Below are 22,968 nucleotides of genomic sequence, written 5' to 3'. Positions count from 1 at the left end.
ATGCGAAAAGCGCTAAAGACCTTCCTCATGGCATCCAGCAGCATCATTGGCGTGGCTCTCGTTGCGGCCGTGGCGTTTGTTAGCCTTAGCCCCGAGTTTGGCGGCACGCCCACCAAGGCCGAGCGCGCGGGGTATGCGAAATCGGGCCATTATCACGACGGCGAGTTTGTGAACATGGTGCCCACCCAAGTGATGACCGGCAGCAGCACCCTGGCCGTGCTGTGGAAATTTCTCTTTCGCAAAAACCCGAACTCCCGGCCCGCTGGCCCTCTGCCCATGCAGCCACTCGACTCGCTGGCCATCGTGCGCAAAACGCCGGAGCTCGTGCGCGTGACGTGGTTCGGCCATTCGGCCAGCCTGGTGGAGCTGGCCGGCAAAAACATTCTGCTCGACCCCATGCTGAGCGTGGACCTGGGCCCCAGCGCCCTGCTGACCCCGCCGCGCTACAACCCTACCTTGCCCATCAGCCCGGAAAAGCTGCCGCGCATTGACGCCGTACTGATTTCGCACGACCACTACGACCACCTCGACTACCAAACCATTCGGCGCATCAAAGGCAAAGTGGCCCACTTTTACGTCCCCTTGGGCGTGGGGGCACACCTGCGGGCCTGGGGCGTGGCGCCGGAGCGCATCCGCGAAATGAACTGGGGCGACAGCGTGCGGCTGCCCGGCCTCACGCTGGTGTGCACGCCCAGCCGCCATTTCTCGGGCCGCGGCCTCACCAACCGCAACTCCACGCTCTGGAGCTCCTGGGTAATGAAATCGGACACGAAAAGCGTCTTTTACAGCGGCGATGGCGGCTATGGCCCCCACTTCCGCACCATTGGCACCACCTACGGTCCTTTCGACCTGGCGCTGATGGAATGCGGGCAGTACGACGCGCAATGGGCCCAGATTCACATGATGCCCGAACAAAGCGTGCAGGCCGCCCGCGACGTGCGCACCCAAGTGATGCTGCCCGTGCATTGGGCCGCTTTCACCGAAGCCAACCATGCCTGGAACGACCCGGTAATCCGGGCTACGGCCGAGGCGGCCCGCCTGCACCAGCCCATCACCACGCCACACCTCGGGGAACCGGTAACTTTGGGGACTGCGCTGCCAAGCTCCCACTGGTGGGAGTAGCGCGGAGCATTACAAGCCCGTCATGCTGAGCTTGTCGAAGCATCTCTACTGCTTAACTAACTTCTTTAATCGAATTAGTAGCGAGGTAGAGATGCTTCGACAAGCTCAGCATCACGTTTACAATTGGACCCATGCGCTACATTCTCCTCAACAAGCCCTACGAAGTCCTCACCCAGTTCACGGATGAGCACGGCCGCGCCACGCTCAAGGACTTCGTGCCAGTGCCCGGCATATATCCGGTGGGCCGGCTCGATTTCGACAGCGAAGGCCTGCTCCTGCTCACCGACGACAAAGCCCTGCAGCACCGCCTCAGCGACCCCAAATTCAAAGTACCCAAAACCTACTGGGCCCAGGTAGAAGGCGTGGTTTCGGAAGAAGCGCTGGAGAAGCTGCGGCGCGGTGTGCAGATTAAAGAAGGCCTCACGGCCCCCGCCCGGGCCCAAATCATGCCCGAGCCCACGGAGCTGTGGGAGCGCAGCACTCCCATCCGCTACCGGGCCAGCATCCCGACCAGCTGGCTGGCCATCACCATTTCCCAGGGCATGAACCGGCAGGTTCGCAAAATGTGCGCGGCCGTGGGCCTGCCCTGCCTGCGCCTCATCCGCGCCAGCATCGACGAGCTGGACCTAGGCGAGTTGGCCCCGGGCCAGTGGCGCGAGCTCACGCCCGAAGAGTCCCGCAAGCTGAAGGCGAAATTTTCGGCCACGAAGAACCCAGCGAATCGGAAGGTGGCGGTGAAAGGCGAGAAGGCGCCGCAAACCGCGCCCCGCCGTCCAATGAAACCCTAAGAAAGCGTCAATCTGAATTGAAAAAACGCTCCCGCCTTCGCCAGCTTCTGCTGCTTTTGCTCGTTGGTTTCGCTGCCCTGAACGCCGTAGCCTTTTTTCACGCTTGGCGCTTTACCCACTTCTCGAATGAGATGGGTCTCCATTCTCCCAACCCCGAGCAGCTCAGTCCCGGCAAGAAGCTGTGGGTGCTGCTCACCGGCATCCGAAACCCCAAGCCACAGAACGGCGGCAAACCCAGCTTCCCCGTTCAAACGGTCCGCATCGCCAGCCCAAATGGCGCACTCGAAGCCTGGTATGCCCGCCCCGACAGCGGCCGTGCCCGCGGCACGGTGGCGCTGTTTCATGGCTACACGAGCAGCAAGTCGCACCTCACCCACGAGGCGGGCTATTTCCGCCGCCTGGGCTACAATGTGCTGCTAGTTGACCAAGCGGGCAATGGCAATTCGGCCGGTTTCGAAACTACCGTGGGCTACCGCGAGGCCGATGACGTGGTGGCTGCCGTGCACTACCTGCGCACCCGGCACCCCGCCGACTCGCTCATCCTCTACGGTGTGAGCATGGGCGCCGTGGCCATCTTGCGGGCTGAGGCCGAGCTGGGCGTTCGCCCCTCCGCCAACATCCTGGAATGCCCCTACGGCAACATGCGCCAAACGGCCTACAACCGCTTCGCTTCCATGCATCTGCCCGGCTTCCCAATGGCAGACCTGCTTGTATTCTGGGGCGGCGTGCAAAACGGTTTCTGGGCCTTCGGTCTCAACGCCGAGCGCTACGCCAGCCAAATCCACACGCCCACCCTCCTGCTATGGGGCACTGCCGACCCACGCGTTACCCGCGCCGAAACCGATACCATTTTCAGCAATCTGGCCGGGCCCAAAGTGCGTAACGATTTTACGGGCGTGGGTCACGAGCCGTATTGGCGGCGGTACTCAGCGGCGTGGGAGCAGCAGATAGGAGCGTTTCTGAGCCACTAATTAGCATGATTCGTCGTTATTGGCGACCATGTAGAGCCCACGGTTTTCCAAGCAGACGACAATATGCTCCGCACATTCTTGGTTGCGCCAGCGAAGAAATGATGATTGCGTCACTGCTAAAGATTTAGCAACCGCCCTCTCTGCATCCCTGTCAGGAAATATTCAGTTGCTTACAGCCAATCCGGCTACGGCGGCAGCTTAGATGGGCTTTCCGCGGCCTGCCGGTGACAATCTGTCACCAAAAGCACGCTGGTACGTTGCTTGTAATCGTCGGTCAGCGGCCCGGTGGGCTGCTTTGACCTGACATTCCACACCTAACTAAAAAACACCCCATCATGGGAAAAATAATCGGCATTGACCTCGGCACCACCAACTCGTGCGTGGCCGTAATGGAAGGCAACGAACCTGTTGTAATTCCCAACAGCGAAGGCCGCCGCACCACCCCCAGCATCGTCGCGTTTCTCGACGGGGGCAAGGGCGAGCGCAAGGTGGGCGACCCTGCCAAGCGCCAGGCCGTGACCAACCCCAAGAACACGATTTCCAGCATCAAGCGCTTCATGGGCCGCCACTTCGATGAGGTGACCGCCGAGCAGAAGCACGTATCCTACGAAGTAGTACCTGGCCCCAACAACACCGTGGCCGTGAAAATCGGCGACCGTAACTACACGCCGCAGGAGATTTCGGCCATGATTCTGCAGAAGATGAAGCAGACGGCCGAAGATTACCTGGGTACGACCGTAACCGAAGCCGTTATCACGGTGCCGGCTTACTTCAACGACGCCCAGCGCCAGGCTACTAAAGAAGCCGGTGCCATTGCCGGCCTCGACGTGAAGCGCATCATCAACGAGCCCACGGCCGCTGCCTTGGCTTATGGTCTCGACAAGAAGCACAAAGACCAGAAGATTGCCGTGTATGACCTCGGTGGCGGTACGTTCGACATCTCCATCCTCGAACTCGGCGATGGCGTGTTTGAAGTATTGAGCACCAACGGCGACACCCACCTCGGGGGCGACGACTTCGACCAGGTTATCATCAACTTCCTGGCTGACCAGTTCAGCAGCGAAAACGAAGGCCTCGACCTGCGCAAGGACCCCATGGCCCTGCAGCGCCTGAAGGAAGCTTCGGAGAAAGCCAAAGTTGAGCTGTCGAGCTCGACCGAAACCGAAATCAACCTGCCCTACATCACCGCTACGGCCTCGGGCCCCAAGCACCTGGTGGTGAAATTGAGCCGCGCCAAGTTTGAGCAGCTCGCCGACGACCTCGTGCGTCGTTCGATGGAGCCCGTGAAGAAAGCTCTGCAAGATGCTGGTTTGTCGACTTCAGATATCAACGAGGTTATCCTCGTGGGTGGTTCTACCCGCATTCCCCGCATTCAGGAGGAAGTAGAGAAGTTCTTCGGCAAGAAGCCTTCCAAGGGTGTGAACCCTGACGAGGTAGTGGCCATCGGCGCGGCTATTCAGGGCGGTGTGCTCACCGGTGAGGTGAAGGACGTGCTGCTGCTCGACGTGACCCCGCTGTCGCTGGGCATCGAGACCATGGGCGGCGTGATGACCAAGCTCATCGAATCGAACACGACCATCCCGACCAAGAAATCGGAAACCTTCTCGACGGCGTCGGACAACCAGCCTTCGGTAGAAATCCACGTGCTGCAAGGCGAGCGTCCGCTGGCCAGCCAGAACCGCACCATCGGCAAGTTCCACCTCGACAGCATCCCCCCCGCACCCCGTGGCGTGCCGCAGATTGAGGTAATCTTCGACATCGACGCCAACGGCATCCTGAACGTAACCGCCAAGGACAAAGGCACCGGCAAAGAGCAGAAAATTCGCATCGAAGCCAGCTCGGGCCTGAGCGAAGCCGACATCAAGCGCATGCGCGACGAGGCTGCCGCCAACGCCGAATCGGACAAAGCCGAAACCGAGCGCATTAGCAAGGTGAACGCTGCCGACTCGATGATTTTCCAGACCGAGAAGCAGCTGAAGGAGTACGGCGAGAAGCTGAGCGGTGGCAACAAAACCGCCATCGAAGGCGCACTGGCCGACCTCAAGAAAGCCCACGAGAGCAAAGACCTCAACGCCATTGATACGGCCATGGCCGCCATCAACGCGGCTTGGCAGGCCGCTTCGCAGGAGATGTACGCTGCAGGCGGTGGCGAAGGCGGCGGAGCCGGCCAGCCCGGCGGGGGCTTCCCCGGCGGCGACGGCCAAGGTGCCGGCGGCAACGGTCAGGGCCAGCCGCAAGGCGACCACGTAACCGATGTGGACTACGAAGAAGTCGACGGCAAATAATACCAGCCGTCGCTGATAATAAAAAGGCTGGAAGCATTGCGCTTCCAGCCTTTTTTATGCCCAATCCATGCTTATTGGGCTGATTTGAAAGGGGCAACCGCTCCTGCTGGGTTTGGCTCAAGTGGAATGAATTGGTCGGAAAGAGGCCAATTAATTCTGGTTAGTTCAACAGTAGCGCAGAGATGCGCTAATTTTAGCCCAACATTCGCCCATTTGCGTAAGCACGCCCGTTGCGGCCTGTTGGCCTTGCGCAACTTTTGACTCCCCGCCACGACTCACCCGTTACTTTATGAAATCCACTTCCTACTTTTTTCCGCTCCGGGCGCTTGCCCTCGGGGCCCTGCTGGTGGGCACCAGCCAATGCAGCGTTAGCGACCGAGTTAAAGAATCGCCCAGCTCCAAGAAAAGCAACCTCTCGGCCGAAGCCCAGGAAACACTGGCCTACGACCAGATTCAGTACCGGCTCAACTTCATGGACGAAGCCCGGTTGGGGGGCCAGGACATCCTGTTTGTGCGCCAGGCCAACGACTTCACGCCGGCCCAGCAGGCCAAGCTGCAAACCGCCCTGCAAACCGGCAACCTGCCCCTGCGCTTGCGCATGCGGGTGTATGCCCGCAATTCCAGCCAGGTCAATCTGCAGCTCAAGCAGCTCGATTACCAGCTGTTTCTTGACGGCCGTGAGCTGACCAAGGGCAGCACCGGCGCCAACACCACGTTGGAATCCAGCGCCATCGTGACCCTACCCGTCGACGTGAACCTGAAGCTGACCCCGGCGCTGCTCAACGGCAGCACCCCGGTCGCTTTCGCCGCGGGCCTGGCCGACTTCACCGGCAGCGCCCGGCGCCTCACCATGCGCATCCGGCCCACGTACGTGAGCGCCAGCGGCCGTGTGACGCCCGTCGGTGATTTCCAGCCCGCAGAGCTGGTTACGCGCAAAGCATCAGCCAAGCGCTAGCCCATTTCGCAGCCCAACCCTTGCCGCCCAGCTTGCCGGAATTAATCTTCGGTGGGCTGGGCGGCTTCGGTTACGCCCTCTTCGATTTTGGCTTCGGCTTCCTGGTGGTCTTCGGCATCGGCCTTTTCGAGCTGGTCCTCCTGCTCCTGCCAGCCGCTGGGCTCGTAGCTGAGGCGGATGTAGATGGGGTAATGGTCGGAGCCGATGTGGGTGAGCCGCTCCAGCCGCTGCAGGCGGAAGTGCGACGAATGAAATACGTGGTCCAGGGGCCAGCGCAACAGCTTGTGGTCGGCGTGGAAGGTGGGCAGCAGGCCCCGGCCAATGCGCGGGTCGAGCAAGCGCGACAGCCGCCGAAACAGCTCGGAAGTATGCGACCAGGCTACGTCGTTTAAGTCGCCGGCCACAATGGTGGGGCCTTCGTGCCGCTGAATAACCTTGCCCACCACCAGCAGCTCGGCATCGCGCCGGGCACTGGTTTTCGACTCCTGCGGCGCCGGCGGCTTGGGGTGCAGGAAGTGCATGTTCACGGATACGCCGTTGGGCAGCACCGCGCAGCCATGAAACGAGGGGATTTCCTTGTCCAGAATGTACCGAATCTGGGGTTCGCGCAAGGGCAGCCGCGAAAACACCAGCATGCCATAGGTATTGGGCAGCGGGGCGTGGCAGGTATACGGGTGCGTTTTCTCGATGCCCTGGAGCTGGCTCAGCCACCAGTCATCAGTTTCCACGGCCAGCACAATATCGGGCTGGTAGTTGCGAATGTGGCCCAGGCAGCGCGAGGCATCGCGGTTATACATCAGCACGTTGGTCACCAGCAGGCTGATGTGGTGGTCGTTGTCGTCTTCGGCACGCACGGCGTTGGCCACCTGCTTGCGGTGCAGCGGCGTGTAGGGCCAGATGCGGCTGATTTGGTAAGCCAGGGCCACCGCCAGGCTCACCCAAAAGCAGGAGTAAGCAAGGCCGGGCTCGTGCGGCAGGGCCAGCGTGAGCGCCAGGCTCAGCACCAGGCCCGCCACGATTTGCAGGCGGGGGAAGTCGCAGGCGCGAATCCACCAGGCGGTTTGGCGCAGTATGGGCAGCAGCGTCACCACCAGGCCCAGGCCTCCCAGCACCCACACCACCCAGTGGGCGATGGTCACCAGCAAGGATAAAAAATCAGACATCTAAGGGGCGCAAGGAATTAGACATCGTCCTGAAAGCCGCCTTTGCGCAGTTCCTCAATGGTGCGCATCACCCGGTCCTTGAGGGTGGTGCGGTACTTTTCCAGGGCATCGGCCAGGCGGGCATTGTTCAGGGCCAGCATTTGGGTGGCCAGCACGGCCGCATTGGCAGCCCCATCCACGCCCACCGTGGCCACGGGCACGCCGGCCGGCATCTGAATCATGCTCAGAATAGAATCGAGCCCCTGAATGGAAATGGTGCTGTTGATGGGCACCCCGATGACGGGCAGCGTGGTGAAGGCCGCCACCATGCCCGGCAGGTGGGCCGCCCCGCCCCCACCGGCAATGAGCACGCGCAGGCCGCGCTTGCGGGCACTTTCGGCATACTCCACCATGCGGTGCGGCGTGCGGTGCGGCGACACCAGCGTGATTTCGAAGGGAATACCGAACTGACGGAGCACGTCGGAAGCGGCCGACATGATTTTTAAATCCGATTTCGACCCCATGATGATGCCTACGATGGGCGTTTCCATAATGGGGCGGTCGTCGTTACTTGGGCCGGAAGGAGAACTGTCGGCGGAAGAGTCAGGAATCATTAGGTGGGGAAAGGCGAAAAACGAGAAGCAGGAAGCGAAGCAGAGCAGTAAACTCCGCCGTTGAGCTGGCAAAATAAGGCTTTTCCATCCAGCCGATACCTACGCATACCTTTGCGACCTATGGAAATTCTCCTCGCCACCTTCACCACCCTGTTTTCCATCGTCAATCCGTTTGGGGCGATGCCGGTTTTTCTGACCCTCACGGCCGAAGACCGTGCCCAGGAACGCGCCCGCACGGCCCTGCGCGCCTGCATCTACATGGTGGCGATTCTGAGCGTGGCCTTTTTTGGCGGGCAGTACATTCTCAATTTTTTTGGCATCAACATCCAGCACTTGCGCATTGCGGGCGGCATCCTGCTCATGCGCTCGGCCTTTGAGCTGCTCACGCCCGGCGCCAACCGCGACCGGGTGGGGCCCGATGCCCTCGAAGAAAGCAAGCACAAGGACGACATCAGCTTCACGCCGCTGGCCATGCCCATGCTGTCGGGCCCCGGCTCCATGGCCATTTGCATTGGCCTCATTCGGCCCACTTACGTCGACAAGGCCATGACGGTGTTTGGCTTTGCGCTAGTGGCGCTGGCTGCCTTTATCATCCTGCTCTTTTCCCTGCGGCTCACCCGCGTACTGGGCAAGCCCGGCATGGCGGCCATGTCGCGCATCATGGGATTCATCACGCTGGCCATTGGGGTCAATTTCCTAGCCACGGCCATCAGCGCCCTGTTTCCGGGGCTGACGCGGTAAATGCCAAAGCTTACCGTCATGGAAGCATGACAGCCGATTGAATGCTGCCCGTGGCTACAAAATCAGCTTGTAGCCGATGCCGCGGATGTTCACAATCTGCACCTGCGGGTCGTCTTTCAGGCAGCGGCGCAGGCGGGTGATGAACACGTCCAGGCTGCGGCCGTTGAAAAACGAGTCGTCGCCCCATAGCTCCCGCAGCACGGTATTGCGCGCCAGCACCTGGTTGCGCTGGTCGTAGAGCCGCTTGAGCAGCTCCGCTTCGCGGTTGGTGAGGGTTTCTTCCAGAGCGCCGAGGCGCAGCTTCTGCTTGGGATGGTCGAACTCGTAGCGGCCGATGGTGAGGAGCCCCGTGGGCGCGGGGGCCGCGGTGGGCTGGCGGTTGAGCTGGGCTTTGATGCGCACTATCAGCTCGTCCATGCTGAATGGCTTTTTGAGGTAGTCGTTGCCGCCCAGCTCGAAGCCGCGCACCACATCGGCAGACTGCGAACGAGCCGTGAGGAAAATAATGGGCACGGACGCATTGTCCCGCCGGATTTGCTCGGCCAACGAGAAGCCATCGAGCTTGGGCATCATCACATCGGCCACCACAATATCCGGGCACTGCTGCCGAAACAGCTGCAGGCCCTGTTCGCCATCGGCAGCGTACTGCACGGTGAAGCCGCGGCTTTCCAGACTGTCTTTGACAATCAGGCCCAGCGAGGGCTCGTCTTCTATGAGTAGAACAGTGGGCATTTTTTTTATTAAATGAACGTCATGCAGAGCGCAGCGAAGCATCTTTACCTCGGAAATAAACCCAAGCATCTGTCATGCTGACGAAGGAAGCATCTTATCACGCTCGAACGATTCGTGCAACGGTGAGAAGATGCTTCCTTCGTCAGCATGACAAATGGTGTGAGTAAGAGGCTGCCGGCTAACCTTACCCCTGCGGAATCCACAAGGCAAATTCGCTGCCCTGGCCCACCCCACTGCGCACCCCAATGCGACCGCCGTGGCGCTCTACCACCTGCCGAACATAGTACAGCCCAAGCCCAAAGCCTTTGACATTGTGCAGATTGCCCGTAGGCACCCGGAAAAACCGGTCGAAGATGGCTTCCTGGTACCCGGATTCGATGCCAGGGCCATTATCGGCCACGGTGAGGTGCCAGCCAGAGGCTTCCTGACGGCCGCGAATGGTGATGGTCACGTCATCGCGGGAGTACTTGATGGCGTTGTCGATGAGGTTGTTGATGACGTTTCCCATGTGCAGCCGGTCGAATTGCACCGGGGCGGCCGGGGCCACTTCCACGTCGAATTTTACGGGCTTGGCAGCTTGCAGCTGGTGGCGGGCCACGATTTCAGCCACGAGTTCGGCTGGCTGCACCGGCTCGGGCATTAGCTCGAGTTGCTGGCGCTCATCCACGGCGATGTTCAGTACTTTCTCTACCAAATCGGATAGGCGCTGCAGCTCGGTGCGCGAGATGCTGAGGTAGGCCTGGGTCTTGGCCGGGTCGTTGAGCGCGCCGAAGTTCTGCAGGGCCTCCACTGCGGCCGAGACCGTGGCCAGCGGCGTTTTCAGCTCGTGCGTCATGTTGTTGATGAAGTCGTTCTTGACGTCTGACAGCTTCTTTTGCTTCAGAATGGTGCTCAGCATCAGCCAGAAGCAGCCCGTGGTGAGGGCCAGCAGCAGCACCGAGCCGGCCAGCAGCCCGCCCATTTGGCGCAGCACGTAGAACGTGGGCGGCTGGAACGAAGCCTGCACGTACAGCTCCCGAAAGGGATTGAGCGAAACGGGCGACGTTTGCAGGCTAAAGCCGCGCCGCGCGGGGGCCTTCTTTTGCAGTACGCTGCCGGCGTTGGGCTGGCGAATGGGAATGCTCAGCGTGTCAAGTACCAGGGCAGCATCGGCGCCGCGTAAGCGCAAGGCGCGGTGGTAGTCGGCGGCCAGCTGGCGGAGGTCGACAGGCTTGCCGCCGGCGAAGTTGTCCGCCAGGATTTTCGAAATTTTACGCACCATTGTGGTGGCCGGGCCCGATATCCTGGCGGGCTGCCCCGGCTGCTGCACTTGGATTCTGGTTTTCGTCGCTGGGCCAGCTTGAGCAAGCGTATCGCGGCGCTCGGTTGTTTCGCGCTTATAGAAAAATCCTTGCTGGGAGCCGTCGGAAGCGGCGTGCTGTCGCACCACCACGCGGTCGAGCTGGCCGTCGCCGGTGATATTTTGGAATACGACAATTCGCCCTTTGGTGCCTTGTTCGCGGTCTACGAATTGCCGAGCCATGTTCAGTTGCTGGCCCTGCACCACGCTCTCCAGAGCCTCGCGGGCGGTGCGGGCAAACTGGCTGGCCGTGAGCTGATAAGTATTGTACAGCCAATAGGCCTGGAAGCCATTGATGCCCAGCATGCACACCACCATAAGCCAGAAAATGGAGCGAATGCGGCGTTTCATGGGAGAAGAAAAGCTAGTGGTGCCAAACAAAAGTACGGGTTGAGCTGAGCGGTTTTTCAGCGTTAACACTATTTAACACAGGATAACAGTACTTTACAAAAGAATGTCGGTGCTTTGTAGCGTTCAATTCAACACCCGCCCATTCCCATGAAAAACGCTGCAAAAAACCTAGTACTATCCTTCGCCGTGGGCCTGCTGGCGGCCGGCACTGCCTTGGCCCAAACCAGCGGGCGCATCAACTACGAAGCCACGCAGCGCGTGGACCTGAGCCAGATGCGCATCGTAATCAACGGGCAGGCCATTAAGCCCGGCAGCCCCGATTTCCCAACGGACATTCCGGAAACCCGCTCGTTTGGGCTCAACCTCACCTTTGCCGGCACCGCGGCCAAAGAGGAACGCGAAGGCGGCGGCATGACCATGCGCACCGTGTCTATGAACGGCAACGGCGAGGGGCCCGCCAGCGCGCCCAAGGTTACCAACTTCGCGCGGCCCTTTGAAGAGGCGACTTATCTCGACCTGGCCAATCGCACCACCACCACGGTACTCACCGTGAAGAAGGACAACAGCCCAACTACCTACCGCAGCGACGCGCCCATTGCCCCGCCCGCCAACTGGACCGTGACCACCCAAACCAAGAAGATTGCCGGCTACACCTGCCGCAAAGCCACGGTGCCCTACAAGAAAGAAACCTACACCGTGTGGTTCACCACCGACCTGCCCTTCACCTACTCGCCGGTGCGCGACCTGACGCCCGAAAAGGGCGTGGTGCTGGCCCTGGAAAGCGACCAGGAGCAATACCGCGCGGCCAAAGTTGAGCTAAAAGCCGTGCCCGAAGCGGAAGTAAAGCCTAGCGCCACGGCCCAAAAAGTGACCCCAGCGGAGCTGAAAGAAATGCGCGAAAAGGCCATGGCCGACTTCCGCCAGCGCATGATGGAAGGCAGCAACTTCCGCAACTAACTTACCCATGCGCCTTTTTCTGCTGTTGAGCTTGCTGCTCGGCCTGGCCACGGCCGGCCGGGCGCAAGCCCCTACCCGACCGGGCCAGGGCACAGTGCGCGGTACCCTGGCCGACTCGACCACCGGCAAACCCATCCGCGAAGCCTCTGTATCGCTCACGCTGGCCAAGGATTCCAGCTACGTCACGTTCGGCATCACGGACAGCGACGGACGCTTTGCCCTGCGCAACGTGGCCCCCGGCAACTACCGCGTGCTGGTAACGGCCCTCGGCTACCGCGCCCGGCTGGTGCCCGTGTCCGTAACGGCCACCAACCCCACCCCCGACGTGGGCACCCTGCGCCTGGGCGGGCTCTCCCAAAAGCTGGGCGAGGTAGTGGTAACGCAGGAGCGCGCAGCCGTCACGGTGAGCGGCGATACCATCGATTTCAACGCCAAGGCCTTTAAAACCCAGCCCAACGCCGCCGTGGAGTCCTTGCTCAAGAAACTGCCGGGCGTGGAAGTGGACCGCGACGGCAGCATCCGGGCCCAGGGCCAGGCCGTGAACCGCGTGCTGGTGGATGGCAAGCCTTTCTTCGGCGACGACCCCAAAATGGCCACCAAGAACCTACCGGCCGACATCATCGACAAGGTGCAGCTCTACGACCAGCAGAGCGACCAGTCAGCCTTTTCAGGCATCGACGACGGCAACCGCCAGCGCACCCTCAACCTCGTGACCAAGCGCGACAAGCGCAAGGGCTACTTCGGCGCCAATGGCCTGGGGCTGGGCACCGATGGCCGCTATCAGGGCCGCCTGGGCCTGAACCGGTTCAACAACGGCCGCCAGATTTCGGTACTGGCCCAGGCCAACAACATCAACCAGCAAGGCTTTTCCGACAACGGCGGGCCTTCGTTAAGCGACTTTGGGCCGCCCGCGGGTGGGGCCGGCGGCGGGGGGCGCATGCAGCTGCAAATGGGCGGGCGCCAAAACTCGCCCGGCGCCAGCTCCCAGCCCACCAACATCACCGAATCGGGGGCAGTTGGGCTGAACTACCGCGACGCCTGGGGCAAGCGCGCCGAAGTAGCTACCAGCTACCTGGCCAGCCGCGCCACCACCGTAACGGACCAGCAAATCCGGCGCGAAAACGTGGCCGGCATCCTGACCACCGGCAGCGAAGCGGGCCTGCCCCTCGTAACCGACCAGGCACTCCTGAACCGCAGCACCACCACCAGCCACCGCTTCAACCTGCGCCTGGACTACATGCTGGACACCCTAACCTCCCTGCGCCTGACGCCCTACGCCTGGTGGCAAACCACCGACCAGTACCGCCAAAACCAGCAGCAGTCGGCCATCGGCGCCCGCTTGCTCAACCAGGGCCAAAACCGCTACGACGCCACCACCACCAACCCCAACGGCGGCGGCAACGTCCTGCTGATGCGCCGCTTTAAGCGCGTGGGGCGCACGTTTTCGGCCAACTTCAATTCCACCCTTAGCAACCTGGACGGCACGGCCCTGAACCGCGCCACCAACACGTTCTTTGATGCCACGGGCACGCCGCTTACCCAGCAGCTCAACCAGCAAATTGAGCAGAACACGCCCGTGCGCAACAACGTGGTGAGCCTTGCTTTTGCCGAGCCCCTATCCTTGCGCACCAAGCTGGAAGTGCACTATGCCCTGACCGATGCCCGCAACAACGGCACCCGTCTCACCACCGATTTCAACGACACCAGCGGCCAGTACGACCGCCTGAACCCGGGCCTGAGCAACCAGTTCACCAGCTTGTATCAGGCCAATCGGGCGGGGCTCACACTGCAGAAGCGCCGGCTGCGCTACTCCGTGGGCCTGGGCCTGGATGCCCAGCAGGCTGAGCTCCAGGTGCGCAACCTGTCGGCCGACACCACGGTGCAGCGCCGCTTCACCAGCCTGCTGCCCAATGCGTTGTTCAGCTACACCGGCAGCCGCAACCGCTCGCTGCGGCTCAACTACCGCACCCGCCTGAATGCGCCCACCGCTACCCAGCTGCAGCCCGTGCGCGACAACTCGAACCCGCTGAGCGTGCAAACCGGCAACCCCAACCTGCGCCCGGAATACGTGCAGTCGCTGATTGCCACTTTCTCGCAATTCAACGCCGCCACCAACCGCAGCGTGTTTGGCCTGCTGAACGGCAGCCGCGTCGACGACCGGATAGTATCGGCTACGTCCTTCAGCGCCAGCGGCGTGCAAACCACCCGCCCCCTGAACGCCAACGGCTACTACAGCCTCAACGGGTTCCTGTCGTTGGGCCAGCGCCTGGCCACCCGTAAGCTCAACCTCAACCTGACAACCAACGGCAACTTCGTAAAGTCGCCCAGCTACGTAAACGGCCTGCCCAACACCGGCCGCACCTGGAGCCTGGGCCAGGGCGCCAGCGTCAATTCCGCCTTCAACGAGCAGCTCGAGTTCAGCCTCGGCGCCAACGTGACGTACCAGGCCGCCACCTACTCGCGCCTCCCCGAGCAAAACACCTCCTACCTCACCCAAACCCTCACGGCCGACGTGTTTTACCAGCTCCCAGCCCGGCTCGTGCTCACGTCCGACGTGTGGTACAGCAACAACACCGGCCGCGCCGCCGGCTACAACCAGCGCATCGTGCTCTGGAACGTGGCCCTGGCCCGGCAGTTCTTCGCCAACAAACAAGGCGAGCTGAAATTGCAGGCTTACGACGTGCTGAACCAAAACCGCAGCGTGGTCCGCAACACTACTGAAACCTACGTAGAAGACGTTCGCAGCCGCATTTTGCAGCAATATTTCCTGCTCAGCTTTACTTATAATTTGCGGCACTTTGGGAAGTAAACACTGGTCGAAAAGCCAGCGCTATCGTAGTAAAAAGGACGGTCATGCTGAGCGCAGCCGAAGCATCTCTACCGCAATACTAATTCTATCGACAGAGTTGGTTGAGCAGTAGAGATGCTTCGGCTGCGCTCAGCATGACGGCTTTTTGCCGGTCCGTAATAATGCTGCGTCCGTCTACTCCCCGGTGTACCTTTGCCCCTGTCTATGCTGAAAAACGACCTTTTCCTGCGCGCCGCCCGTGGCGAAGCCACCGAGCGCACCCCCGTCTGGCTCATGCGCCAAGCTGGCCGCATCCTGCCCGAGTACCGCGCCCTCCGCGCCCGCCTGTCCGGCTTTAAAGAGCTGGTAGAAACGCCCGCCCTGGCCGCCGAAGTCACTATCCAGCCCATCGATGCGCTGGACGTGGACGCCGCCATCATCTTCTCCGACATCCTGGTGGTGCCCGATGCCATGGGCCTGACTTATGAAATGGTGGAAGCCCGCGGTCCGCTCTTTCCCGAAGTCATCAAATCGGCCGCCGACGTGGCCAAGCTCCGCATCGCCGACCCCGAAGAGCACCTCGGCTACGTGCTCGAAGCCATCCGCATTACCCACCGCGCCCTCAACGGCCGGGTGCCGCTTATCGGTTTCGCCGGCGCTCCCTGGACCATTCTGGCCTACATGGTAGAGGGCCATGGCTCCAAAACCTTCAGCAAAGCCCGCGGCATGCTCTACCGCGAGCCCGCCCTGGCCCATCAGCTGCTCGCCAAAATCACGGCCACCACTATTGCTTACCTCAAGGCCCAGGTGGCCGCCGGCGCCCAGGTGGTGCAGGTGTTCGATTCCTGGGCTGGCATCCTGCCCCCCGACCACTACCGCGAATTCTCGACCCGCTATATCGCCGAAATCTGCGAGGCCCTGGCTCCCCTGGTGCCCGTCACGGTCTTTGCAAAAGGCGCCTGGTGGGCGGTGCCCGATTTCGCGGCCATGCCCTGCCGCACCATTGGGCTGGATTGGAACCAGGACCCCATGCAGGTGCGCCGCGAGGCCGACGGCAAAACCCTGCAAGGCAACCTCGACCCCTGCGCCCTCTACGGCACCCGCGAGCAGGTGAAAAGCGCCACCGAAACCATGCTCCGCAAATTTGCCGGCGCCCCCCACATCGCCAACCTCGGCCACGGCGTGTACCCCGACACCGACCCCGACAACGTGCGCGTCTTCGTGGACACGGTGAAGGCCTGGCGCGGGTAGTTTATAATCGGCTGTCATGCTGAGGCACAAAGCATCTTCTCGCGTCTGAATCGTTGGGCCGGGAGAAGATGCTTTGTGCCTCAGCATGACAGCCGATTGTGATTTTCAGTCTTTCTACTTCGTTATTAGAACCAGAAAAAGCCTTCCCATGGACGTAAAAGACAGCAACGGTACGCTCCTCGCCGAAGGCGACTCGGTTACCCTTATCAAAGACCTGAAAGTAAAAGGCTCGTCGCTGACGCTCAAGCGCGGTACGGTGGTTAAAAACATCCGCCTCACCAACTCTCCCAGCGAGATTGAAGGCCGGGCCGGCGGCAGCACTATGGTGCTCAAAACAGAGTTTTTGAAAAAGGCTTAAACCCGAAAAAGCTATAAAAGGAAGATGGCACCGGGTTCTACCCGGTGCCATCTTCCTTTTATAGCTTTTTCGGGTTGGGTAGTTTAGATTCCAGCTTCCATGGCTTCCTGCAGCAACAGCTGCTTCTCCACGGGCACCACGCCTACCTGCTCGCATACCAGCCCACCGCCAAGGTTGGCTAGCGCGGCGGTGAAGGCAGGCGGGCAGCCCAGGGCCACGCACAGGGCGGCGATGCTAATGACGGTATCGCCGGCACCGGAGACATCGGAAATGGTGCGCAGGTGGGCCGGCAGATACGTTTTCTGCTCGTTCTGCTGCGCAAATACGCCGTATTCCGACAGCGTCACCAGCACCGTTTCGGGCTCCAGTACCTCGCGCAGCCGGGTTACGGCCGCTTCAAACCCGGGGCGGTCCGACACAGGGTCGCCGAATTCCAGCTTCAGGCCCTCGCGCAGCTCTTTCAAATTGGGCTTGAAGAGCGTGCAGCTCCGGTAAGCCAGGAAGTTCTTCTTCTTGGGGTCTACCACCGTGGGAATGCCGCGCTCCCGCGCCCGCGCAATACACTCGGCAATAATGGCTTCGTTGAGCACGCCCTTGTCGTAATCCTCGAAAATCACCACATCGGCGCGGGCCAGCAGGTCGTCGTAGGCGGCCAGCAATTGGGCACTTTCTTCGGCGTTGACGTCGGTTTCAACCTCGGAGTCGATGCGCAGCAGCTGCTGGCCGTGCGCCAGAATGCGCTGCTTGACCGTGGTGGGCCGGTGCGCGCTGCGAATGATGCCATCCGACGAAAGCTGCCGCTCGTGCAGCAGCTGCAGGAGCTGGTCGCCGCCCGGGTCGGTGCCAATCACGGCGCAGAGCAGCGGCGTGGCGCCGAGGGCCTGCACGTTCAGAGCCACGTTGGCGGCCCCGCCCAGGCGCTGCTCGGTGCGGGCCACGTGCACAATGGGCACCGGCGCCTCGGGCGAGAGCCGCGTAGACCGGCCCCATACGTAGGCATCCACCATCACATCCCCAATAATGAGGACGCGCAGGTTGTTGAAGTTTTCGAAAAGCGTAAGCAGAGAATCGACAGACATTGCGCAAAGGTAGGGACGAGCCACGGCGCGTTCTACCCCGGCACGTCAGCCCCATGGCAGGGCTTGGGCTGGCCTAGCCGCCGCATGCCCCACGGCGCCTCTCTAGAGTTTCGCCAAGCTTGCCTTCACCCGCCGAAATGCTTCTACCAGCTTGTCGTCGGCCGCGGCCGTGCTAAACCGGATGCAGTCCGGCGCCCCAAATGCCTCGCCCGACACTGCCGATACCAGCCCATCGTTCAGCAGGTACAGCGCCAAATCCATCGAGGTGCTGATGTGGCTGCCGTCGGGCGCAGTGCGGCCCAGGAATGCCGATACATCAGGAAAGACGTAGAATGCGCCGCTGGGCGTGGGCGTTTTAAGACCGGGAATGTCCTTCACAATGTCGAGCACCAAATCGCGGCGGCGGCGGTAGGCTTCCACCATCTCGTCGGCGGAGGCGCGGCCGCCGCGCAGAGCCGCTACGCCGGCGTGCTGCGCAATGGAGCAGGTACCGGACGTAATCTGGCTTTGCATTTTCTCGCAGGCCGATGCAATGTCCTGGCGGGCGGCCAGGTAGCCCAGGCGCCAGCCGGTCATAGCATAGCCCTTCGAAAAGCCGTTCACGGTAATCACCCGGTCCTTCACCTCCGGAAATTGAGCCAAGCTCACGTGCTCGCCCACAAAGTTGATGTACTCGTAAATCTCATCGGCTAGGGCATATACCTGCGGATGCCGCGCCAATACGGCCGCAATTTCGCCCAGTTCCTGCCGGCTGAATACCGAGCCCGTGGGGTTGCAGGGCGAAGAGTACATGATGAGCTTGGTACGCTCCGTGATGGCGGCTTCGAGCTGCGCGGCCGTCACTTTGTAGTCGTTTTCAAGTGTACCCACCAGCGGCACCGACGTGCCTTCGGCCAGCTTCACCATCTCCTCGTAGCTCACCCAGTAGGGCGAAAACACGATGACCTCATCGCCGGGATTCACCAGGCTGAGCACGGCATTGGCCAAGGACTGCTTGGCGCCGGTGCTCACCACAATCTGATTGGGCAGGTACTCAAGCTGATTATCGCGCTTGAATTTGTCGCAGATGGCCTGCCGCAGCTCCGGAATGCCGGGCACGGGCGTGTAGAAAGTAAAGCCTTTGTCAAGGGCCTCCTTGGCGGCATCCTTGATGTATTGGGGCGTTTGGAAGTCGGGCTCGCCGAAGCTCAAATTGATAACGTCGAACCCCTTGGCGATAAGCTCCCGGCACTTCTTGGCCATGGCAATCGTAGCCGATTCGTGCATCGCCTGAATGCGGTTGGAAAGCGGCGAAGGGGGCGCGATGGTGGTAGTGCTGGACATAATGCAGTGAAGGTGATAGTGACTAACCGAAGATGCCGCCACCCCAAGCATTGGTCGAAGCAGCGTTTAAGAACAGCTGCCTTTGCCGGCAGAGAAGCCCAAATTACGACTTAGAATCGATGCTATCCGAATTAAATTACTGCCCCAGCCGCCTCCAGCAGCGCCAAAGCACGCTCAAATCCGTGCTGGGCTCATAATCTTTGGCATAAAGCAGCTCCAGCCGCCGCCGCGTGACTTCGTTGAGCGGGGCAGCCGACACAGCTGCATCGGCCGGCGACAGCACGGCGGGCACCGCCCGGGCCGAGCCGTGGGTGTGCCGCAGCCCCACCCAGGTACGGCTGCCCAGCAGCACCGCCAGGCAATTGCGAAGGAACCGGCCTTTTTTAGGCTGCAGCCAAATGAGCACGGGCGACAAGAGCAGCAGCCCAACGCTGCTCAGCACGTCGAGCAGGCGCTTGGCTCGGGCCTGCCGGGGCTGGTAGAGGTTCAGGGCAATGTCCAGGGTATAATAGTCGCCCGGCGTGTCCTTGCTGCTGCTCCCGATGATGTACTGGCTGTCTTCGGGCAGAATCTTGTAGGCCACCCGCGGGGTAGCCGGCAGGCTCAGCATCAGGGCAATAATCTGGCTGGCGGGCAAGTCTTTGCCACAAAATATCAATTCATCCAGCGCGTAGAGGCGGATGATATCGGCGAGCTGGCGCAGTTCCCCCAGTGGCTCGTCGGGCCCCGGCGCAGCCGGGTGGCTCAGCAGCGCCGCCGATGGTGCGGACGGGCTGCCCTTATGGGGCACGCTTACGTAGCCAATCACGCGCGCCTGCACCCCGGCGGCTTCCAGCAGCTGGCGCACGCGGTGGGTTTCGGGCCCCGAGCCCACAATGGCAATGTTCTTATGCCGCTGCTCGCTCAGGCGCAGGTCGCGGTACTTGAGAAAGTGCGTCAGCAGCTGCCGGCCCATCAGGGCCACCACGGCCCACACCCCTCCTAGAATTATCAGCGCCTTGGAAAAACGCCAGGCATCGAGGTAGTTAGACGCCGCCGAGATTAACAGCGTGCCCACAAAGATGCCGCGCGCCACCCGCGAGGTTTTCACGGGTGGGTCGTAGGCCCCGCTCAGGTAGGCCGAGGTGAGCCAGACCAGGATGTAGGCCGGCACGGCCACCATCATGTACTGCGGCGGGTAATCGCCCGGCACAAACTTGTGGTTGTGCTCCCAATACGATTTCAGGAAGTACATCCCGCCCCAAATCAGGCCGGCATCGAGCAGCAGCGGGGCCACCCGCACGGCCAGCCGCTCCAGCACTGCCGCGCCGGCCATCAGCCAGATGGCCGCGTTTATCAGCAGCGAAAAAAGGCCCGCTTGGCCCGGGGCGAAGTGTTTGCGGGCAAAAATCACCATGGCCCGGTAAAACACGAACACGAAGTTCACGCTGGTGCGCTTCGTGCTCTCGCCCTTGTAGTGAATGATGCGCGTGCCGGGGAAATAATAGTTTTTCCAGCCGCCCTGCGTCAGGCGATACGAGAGGTCGATGTCCTCTCCGTACATGAAATAGTCTTCGTCGAGCAGCCCAATTTTATCGAGGGCGGTTTGGCGCAGCAGCATGAAGGCGCCGCTTAGCACCTCCACCTCGTGGGTTTCTTCCTGGCTCAGAAAGCCAAGGTGGTACCGCCCAAAGGTGCGCGACTTGGGCATGAGCTTCGCCAAGCCAAACATTTTGTAGAACGCCACCTTGGGCGTGGGCAGGGCCCGCTTGCTTTCGGGCAGGAAATTGCCCTGCCCGTCGAGCATTTTCACGCCCAGGCCGCCGCACTCGGGGTGCCCGTCCATAAACTCGCAGCAGGCCCGGAAGGTATCTTCCTCCACCACCGTATCGGGGTTGAGCAGCAGCCGGTACTGGCCGGTGGCGCGGCGCAGCGCCTGATTGTTGGCCTTAGAAAAGCCGGGGTTGTGGCGGTTGGCAATCAGGATTACCTCCGGAAACCGCGCCTGCACCATCGCCACCGAGCCGTCGACGGAGTTATTGTCGACCACGAACACCTCTACCGGCTGTGCCAATTTCTCCACGGCCCGGCGAACGGACAGCAGCGCCTGCTCCAGAAAATAGCAGACATTGTAATTGACAATAATGACGGAGAGCTTCACCACAGCCGGCGAAATTACACTATGTCCGGCCGAACAAAGCGAAGGACCTTCCCACCGTTGAACTAATTGCAGTAATCATGGATATACTGCTAAGTGTTCGAACGGGAGAAGGTCCTTCGCCTGGCGCCGGAATGGGCTTACCGGGCTTGCCGGAGGCGCTCCACAATGCTGCGGCCCAGGGTAATTTCGTCGGCGTACTCCAGCTCACCGCCCACCGGAATGCCGCGGGCAATGGTGCTGATGTGCACGTTGGGCAAATCGCGCAGACGGCGCGAGAGGTAAAACGCCGTGGTGTCGCCTTCCATCGTGGGGCTGATAGCGAGGATGACCTCCCGGATTTCGGAGTCTTCGGTGCTGGCCCGCTCCACCAGCGAATCGATGTGCAAATCGGAAGGACCCACGCCTTCAATGGGCGAAATCACGCCGCCGAGCACGTGGTACACGCCTTTGTACTGGCCCGTGTTTTCGATGGCAATGACGTCGCGCACGTCCGACACCACGCACACCAAGCTGTGGTCGCGCAGCTTGTTGGCGCAGATGTCGCACTCCTCAGCATCGGAAATGCTATGGCAGGTGCGGCAGTAGGTTATTTCGAAGCGCATTTTGGCCAGCGCTTCGGCCAGCGAAGCGGTGGTATCCATCTCGGCCTTGAGCAAGTGAAGCGCCAGGCGCAGGGCCGTTTTGCGGCCAATGCCGGGCAGACGCGCCAGCTCACCCACCGCGTTTTCAATCAGTTTTGAGGGAAACTCCATTCGTTGTTTGGGTTGTCAGTTGTTGGTTGCCGGGAGCTAGCTACGAATTGCCAGAGTAACCCGACAACCGACCACTAATCCCCCACAACTACACTACATCTGCCGAGATACCGCGGTCGTGGATGGCCGTGCACATTGGCTCCAGCTCCTCGTACGTGCCTATTTTAACGGCGCACTGGCCCTTGTAGTGGATGAGCAGCGTGCATTGCTCGGCCTGCTCCGGCTGGTGGCCGCACACGTCAATCAGGGTTTTGATGACGTGCTCAAAGGTGTTGACGTCGTCGTTATACACAACGAGGTTACGCAGCTCAACTTCTTCTTCGAGCAGCAGTACGTCCTCATCGTGCTCAATTTGTGGGCGGGTGTTCATAGGGCAAATTTACGCAGGAAAGCCCGCGTGGGGTAGCTTGTAATAACTATGAATATCCCTGATTCGTTTCCTTATTTCCACTGATTTTATTAACGCAAGGCGGAGCTTGCCAGGCTGGTAACACGGCCCTGCAGCAGTGCTTGTCTGAGCCTGTTGGCATTAGGCTATTTATATAGCGAATGCCAAATTTAAACAAGTGGGCACGCGGGCTTCGGGGGCAGATTTTTACCCGGGCAACAACTATTACCTCGGCCTTTCGAATAACTCTAACTTCATTCGACCAGAATTCTCCATTAGCAGCAACTCATTAATGCCCGTCCCCTCCTCCGATTTCAAAAAAGCCCTCAAGCGCCTGCCCGAAAGCGACAAGGAAGCGCTGCTGCTACGCGCCGTGCGCCGCGACGCCGAGTTGTATGAAACCTACCGCTTCGAATTGCTGGCCGACGTGACCCTGGCCCAAATTCAGGAAGAAGCCGCCGACCGCATCCATGAGCTGTTTAATGTGGCCGTATCGGGCCGCTTACTCAATCGGAGCCTGGTGAAGGCGCTGCGGGCGAGTGTGCAGGAAGCGGCCCGCGCCCGTCGCATCACCAAGAGCAAGCAGCTGGAAGTCGACCTGCTCGTGTACACCCTGCGGCAGTGCATCGATAACTACTCCGGGCAGTTCGACAGCGTGTACGACGGGTTTTTCAATGCGACGGCCCGGTTGGCGGCCCGCCTGCCGGCCATGATTCTAAAGAATCTGCACGAGGACCTGTGGCTCGAGTACAAGGAAGAACTGGATGAGGTGCTGAGCAACCTGCACAGCCGCAGCAAGAGCCGGCATTTGAAATTTGAGCTGCCCCGACACTTCAGCATTCCCGAATAAAAAAAGCCCGCCAATCTTGGCGGGCTTTTTTGTTGGAAGAGG

Annotated in this window: 21 protein-coding genes; 11 read left to right on the top strand and 10 right to left on the bottom strand. The window is 61.0% G+C overall.

Features of this window, described 5'->3' with window-relative positions:
- Entirely contained in the window at window positions 1-1,122 is a 1,122-nt protein-coding gene (locus LJ738_RS12730) for an MBL fold metallo-hydrolase (protein WP_227786686.1), read from the top strand.
- 131 nt (window positions 1,123-1,253) lie between these two features.
- Window positions 1,254-1,910, top strand: coding sequence for a pseudouridine synthase (locus tag LJ738_RS12725; protein ID WP_227786685.1), 657 nt, complete (start codon window positions 1,254-1,256; stop codon window positions 1,908-1,910).
- Here the strand turns inward: LJ738_RS12725 and LJ738_RS12720 are convergent.
- Complete coding sequence (locus LJ738_RS12720; protein ID WP_227786684.1) at window positions 1,907-2,053, bottom strand: hypothetical protein; 147 nt, start codon at window positions 2,051-2,053, stop codon at window positions 1,907-1,909. The genes LJ738_RS12725 and LJ738_RS12720 overlap by 4 nt on opposite strands.
- Between LJ738_RS12720 and LJ738_RS12715 the strand changes: the two genes are divergently transcribed.
- The 3 genes from LJ738_RS12715 to LJ738_RS12705 all read left to right on the top strand — a co-directional run bounded on the left by LJ738_RS12715 (window position 2,042) and on the right by LJ738_RS12705 (window position 6,121).
- The gene (locus tag LJ738_RS12715) at window positions 2,042-2,881 is read left to right on the top strand and encodes an alpha/beta hydrolase (RefSeq protein WP_227786683.1); all 840 of its coding nucleotides are present in this window, start codon (window positions 2,042-2,044) and stop codon (window positions 2,879-2,881) included. The genes LJ738_RS12720 and LJ738_RS12715 overlap by 12 nt on opposite strands.
- A gap of 335 nt (window positions 2,882-3,216) precedes the next feature.
- Window positions 3,217-5,166 (top strand): molecular chaperone DnaK, encoded by a 1,950-nt coding sequence (dnaK, locus tag LJ738_RS12710; protein ID WP_227786682.1) that lies wholly within the window; start codon window positions 3,217-3,219, stop codon window positions 5,164-5,166.
- A gap of 289 nt (window positions 5,167-5,455) precedes the next feature.
- Window positions 5,456-6,121 (top strand): hypothetical protein, encoded by a 666-nt coding sequence (locus LJ738_RS12705; protein WP_227786680.1) that lies wholly within the window; start codon window positions 5,456-5,458, stop codon window positions 6,119-6,121.
- A 41-nt stretch (window positions 6,122-6,162) separates the two neighbouring features.
- Here LJ738_RS12705 and LJ738_RS12700 read toward each other — a convergent pair whose 3' ends face one another.
- Window positions 6,163-7,284, bottom strand: coding sequence for an endonuclease/exonuclease/phosphatase family protein (locus LJ738_RS12700; protein WP_227786679.1), 1,122 nt, complete (start codon window positions 7,282-7,284; stop codon window positions 6,163-6,165).
- Window positions 7,285-7,301: 17 nt separating this feature from the next.
- Complete coding sequence (gene purE / locus LJ738_RS12695) at window positions 7,302-7,814, bottom strand: 5-(carboxyamino)imidazole ribonucleotide mutase (RefSeq protein WP_227786788.1); 513 nt, start codon at window positions 7,812-7,814, stop codon at window positions 7,302-7,304.
- A gap of 183 nt (window positions 7,815-7,997) precedes the next feature.
- Here purE and LJ738_RS12690 point away from each other — a divergent pair, with 183 nt between their 5' ends.
- A complete protein-coding gene (locus LJ738_RS12690; RefSeq protein ID WP_227786678.1) occupies window positions 7,998-8,618 on the top strand; it encodes a MarC family protein in 621 nt (206 codons plus the stop codon).
- Window positions 8,619-8,672: 54 nt separating this feature from the next.
- Here the strand turns inward: LJ738_RS12690 and LJ738_RS12685 are convergent, their stop codons facing one another.
- Window positions 8,673-9,350 (bottom strand): response regulator transcription factor, encoded by a 678-nt coding sequence (locus LJ738_RS12685; protein ID WP_227786677.1) that lies wholly within the window; start codon window positions 9,348-9,350, stop codon window positions 8,673-8,675.
- 184 nt (window positions 9,351-9,534) lie between these two features.
- Window positions 9,535-11,040 (bottom strand): sensor histidine kinase, encoded by a 1,506-nt coding sequence (locus tag LJ738_RS12680; protein ID WP_227786676.1) that lies wholly within the window; start codon window positions 11,038-11,040, stop codon window positions 9,535-9,537.
- 147 nt (window positions 11,041-11,187) lie between these two features.
- Between LJ738_RS12680 and LJ738_RS12675 the strand changes: the two genes are divergently transcribed.
- From LJ738_RS12675 to LJ738_RS12660, 4 genes are all read left to right on the top strand, one after another.
- Entirely contained in the window at window positions 11,188-11,997 is an 810-nt protein-coding gene (locus tag LJ738_RS12675) for a GLPGLI family protein (protein ID WP_227786675.1), read from the top strand.
- Window positions 11,998-12,004: 7 nt separating this feature from the next.
- Window positions 12,005-14,806 carry a TonB-dependent receptor gene (locus LJ738_RS12670; RefSeq protein WP_227786674.1) on the top strand — a complete coding sequence of 934 codons (2,802 nt, stop codon included), beginning with the start codon at window positions 12,005-12,007 and terminating at the stop codon, window positions 14,804-14,806.
- Window positions 14,807-15,010: 204 nt separating this feature from the next.
- Window positions 15,011-16,036, top strand: coding sequence for a uroporphyrinogen decarboxylase (hemE, locus tag LJ738_RS12665; protein WP_227786673.1), 1,026 nt, complete (start codon window positions 15,011-15,013; stop codon window positions 16,034-16,036).
- 148 nt (window positions 16,037-16,184) lie between these two features.
- Window positions 16,185-16,394, top strand: a complete 210-nt coding sequence (locus LJ738_RS12660; protein WP_227786672.1) for a zinc ribbon domain-containing protein YjdM — start codon at window positions 16,185-16,187, stop codon at window positions 16,392-16,394.
- 83 nt (window positions 16,395-16,477) lie between these two features.
- On the opposite strand, the gene LJ738_RS12655 is transcribed toward LJ738_RS12660, so the two are convergent.
- The 5 genes from LJ738_RS12655 to LJ738_RS12635 form a co-directional block, all read right to left on the bottom strand.
- Window positions 16,478-17,473 (bottom strand): bifunctional heptose 7-phosphate kinase/heptose 1-phosphate adenyltransferase, encoded by a 996-nt coding sequence (locus LJ738_RS12655; protein WP_227786671.1) that lies wholly within the window; start codon window positions 17,471-17,473, stop codon window positions 16,478-16,480.
- Window positions 17,474-17,575: 102 nt separating this feature from the next.
- Window positions 17,576-18,796, bottom strand: coding sequence for a pyridoxal phosphate-dependent aminotransferase (locus LJ738_RS12650; RefSeq protein ID WP_227786670.1), 1,221 nt, complete (start codon window positions 18,794-18,796; stop codon window positions 17,576-17,578).
- Between the two features lie 136 nt (window positions 18,797-18,932).
- Complete coding sequence (locus tag LJ738_RS12645; protein WP_227786669.1) at window positions 18,933-20,936, bottom strand: glycosyltransferase family 2 protein; 2,004 nt, start codon at window positions 20,934-20,936, stop codon at window positions 18,933-18,935.
- A 137-nt stretch (window positions 20,937-21,073) separates the two neighbouring features.
- A complete protein-coding gene (recR, locus tag LJ738_RS12640; protein ID WP_227786668.1) occupies window positions 21,074-21,688 on the bottom strand; it encodes a recombination mediator RecR in 615 nt (204 codons plus the stop codon).
- Window positions 21,689-21,776: 88 nt separating this feature from the next.
- Window positions 21,777-22,058, bottom strand: a complete 282-nt coding sequence (locus tag LJ738_RS12635; protein ID WP_227786667.1) for an ATP-dependent Clp protease adaptor ClpS — start codon at window positions 22,056-22,058, stop codon at window positions 21,777-21,779.
- A 310-nt stretch (window positions 22,059-22,368) separates the two neighbouring features.
- On the opposite strand from LJ738_RS12635, the gene LJ738_RS12630 reads away from it, so the two are divergent.
- On the top strand, window positions 22,369-22,926 hold the full coding sequence (locus tag LJ738_RS12630; protein ID WP_227786666.1) for a hypothetical protein: 558 nt from the start codon (window positions 22,369-22,371) through the stop codon (window positions 22,924-22,926).
- Window positions 22,927-22,968 lie beyond the last annotated feature (42 nt).

Source organism: Hymenobacter plasmatis (assembly GCF_020711255.1).
GTDB lineage: Bacteria > Bacteroidota > Bacteroidia > Cytophagales > Hymenobacteraceae > Hymenobacter.
Note: the sequence above shows the minus strand (reverse complement) of the source record. Positions and strands in the feature narration are given on the sequence as shown.

Excerpts from the sequence above, each read along its gene's own strand:
- LJ738_RS12730 (WP_227786686.1), top strand. The coding sequence starts at position 1 with ATGCGAAAAGCGCTAAAGACCTTCCTCATGGCATCCAGCAGCATCATT.
- LJ738_RS12725 (WP_227786685.1), top strand. The coding sequence starts at position 1,254 with ATGCGCTACATTCTCCTCAACAAGCCCTACGAAGTCCTCACCCAGTTC.
- LJ738_RS12715 (WP_227786683.1), top strand. The coding sequence starts at position 2,042 with ATGGGTCTCCATTCTCCCAACCCCGAGCAGCTCAGTCCCGGCAAGAAG.
- LJ738_RS12720 (WP_227786684.1), bottom strand. The coding sequence starts at position 2,053 with ATGGAGACCCATCTCATTCGAGAAGTGGGTAAAGCGCCAAGCGTGAAA.
- dnaK (WP_227786682.1), top strand. The coding sequence starts at position 3,217 with ATGGGAAAAATAATCGGCATTGACCTCGGCACCACCAACTCGTGCGTG.
- LJ738_RS12705 (WP_227786680.1), top strand. The coding sequence starts at position 5,456 with ATGAAATCCACTTCCTACTTTTTTCCGCTCCGGGCGCTTGCCCTCGGG.
- LJ738_RS12700 (WP_227786679.1), bottom strand. The coding sequence starts at position 7,284 with ATGTCTGATTTTTTATCCTTGCTGGTGACCATCGCCCACTGGGTGGTG.
- purE (WP_227786788.1), bottom strand. The coding sequence starts at position 7,814 with ATGGAAACGCCCATCGTAGGCATCATCATGGGGTCGAAATCGGATTTA.
- LJ738_RS12690 (WP_227786678.1), top strand. The coding sequence starts at position 7,998 with ATGGAAATTCTCCTCGCCACCTTCACCACCCTGTTTTCCATCGTCAAT.
- LJ738_RS12685 (WP_227786677.1), bottom strand. The coding sequence starts at position 9,350 with ATGCCCACTGTTCTACTCATAGAAGACGAGCCCTCGCTGGGCCTGATT.
- LJ738_RS12680 (WP_227786676.1), bottom strand. The coding sequence starts at position 11,040 with ATGAAACGCCGCATTCGCTCCATTTTCTGGCTTATGGTGGTGTGCATG.
- LJ738_RS12675 (WP_227786675.1), top strand. The coding sequence starts at position 11,188 with ATGAAAAACGCTGCAAAAAACCTAGTACTATCCTTCGCCGTGGGCCTG.
- LJ738_RS12670 (WP_227786674.1), top strand. The coding sequence starts at position 12,005 with ATGCGCCTTTTTCTGCTGTTGAGCTTGCTGCTCGGCCTGGCCACGGCC.
- hemE (WP_227786673.1), top strand. The coding sequence starts at position 15,011 with ATGCTGAAAAACGACCTTTTCCTGCGCGCCGCCCGTGGCGAAGCCACC.
- LJ738_RS12660 (WP_227786672.1), top strand. The coding sequence starts at position 16,185 with ATGGACGTAAAAGACAGCAACGGTACGCTCCTCGCCGAAGGCGACTCG.
- LJ738_RS12655 (WP_227786671.1), bottom strand. The coding sequence starts at position 17,473 with ATGTCTGTCGATTCTCTGCTTACGCTTTTCGAAAACTTCAACAACCTG.
- LJ738_RS12650 (WP_227786670.1), bottom strand. The coding sequence starts at position 18,796 with ATGTCCAGCACTACCACCATCGCGCCCCCTTCGCCGCTTTCCAACCGC.
- recR (WP_227786668.1), bottom strand. The coding sequence starts at position 21,688 with ATGGAGTTTCCCTCAAAACTGATTGAAAACGCGGTGGGTGAGCTGGCG.
- LJ738_RS12635 (WP_227786667.1), bottom strand. The coding sequence starts at position 22,058 with ATGAACACCCGCCCACAAATTGAGCACGATGAGGACGTACTGCTGCTC.
- LJ738_RS12630 (WP_227786666.1), top strand. The coding sequence starts at position 22,369 with ATGCCCGTCCCCTCCTCCGATTTCAAAAAAGCCCTCAAGCGCCTGCCC.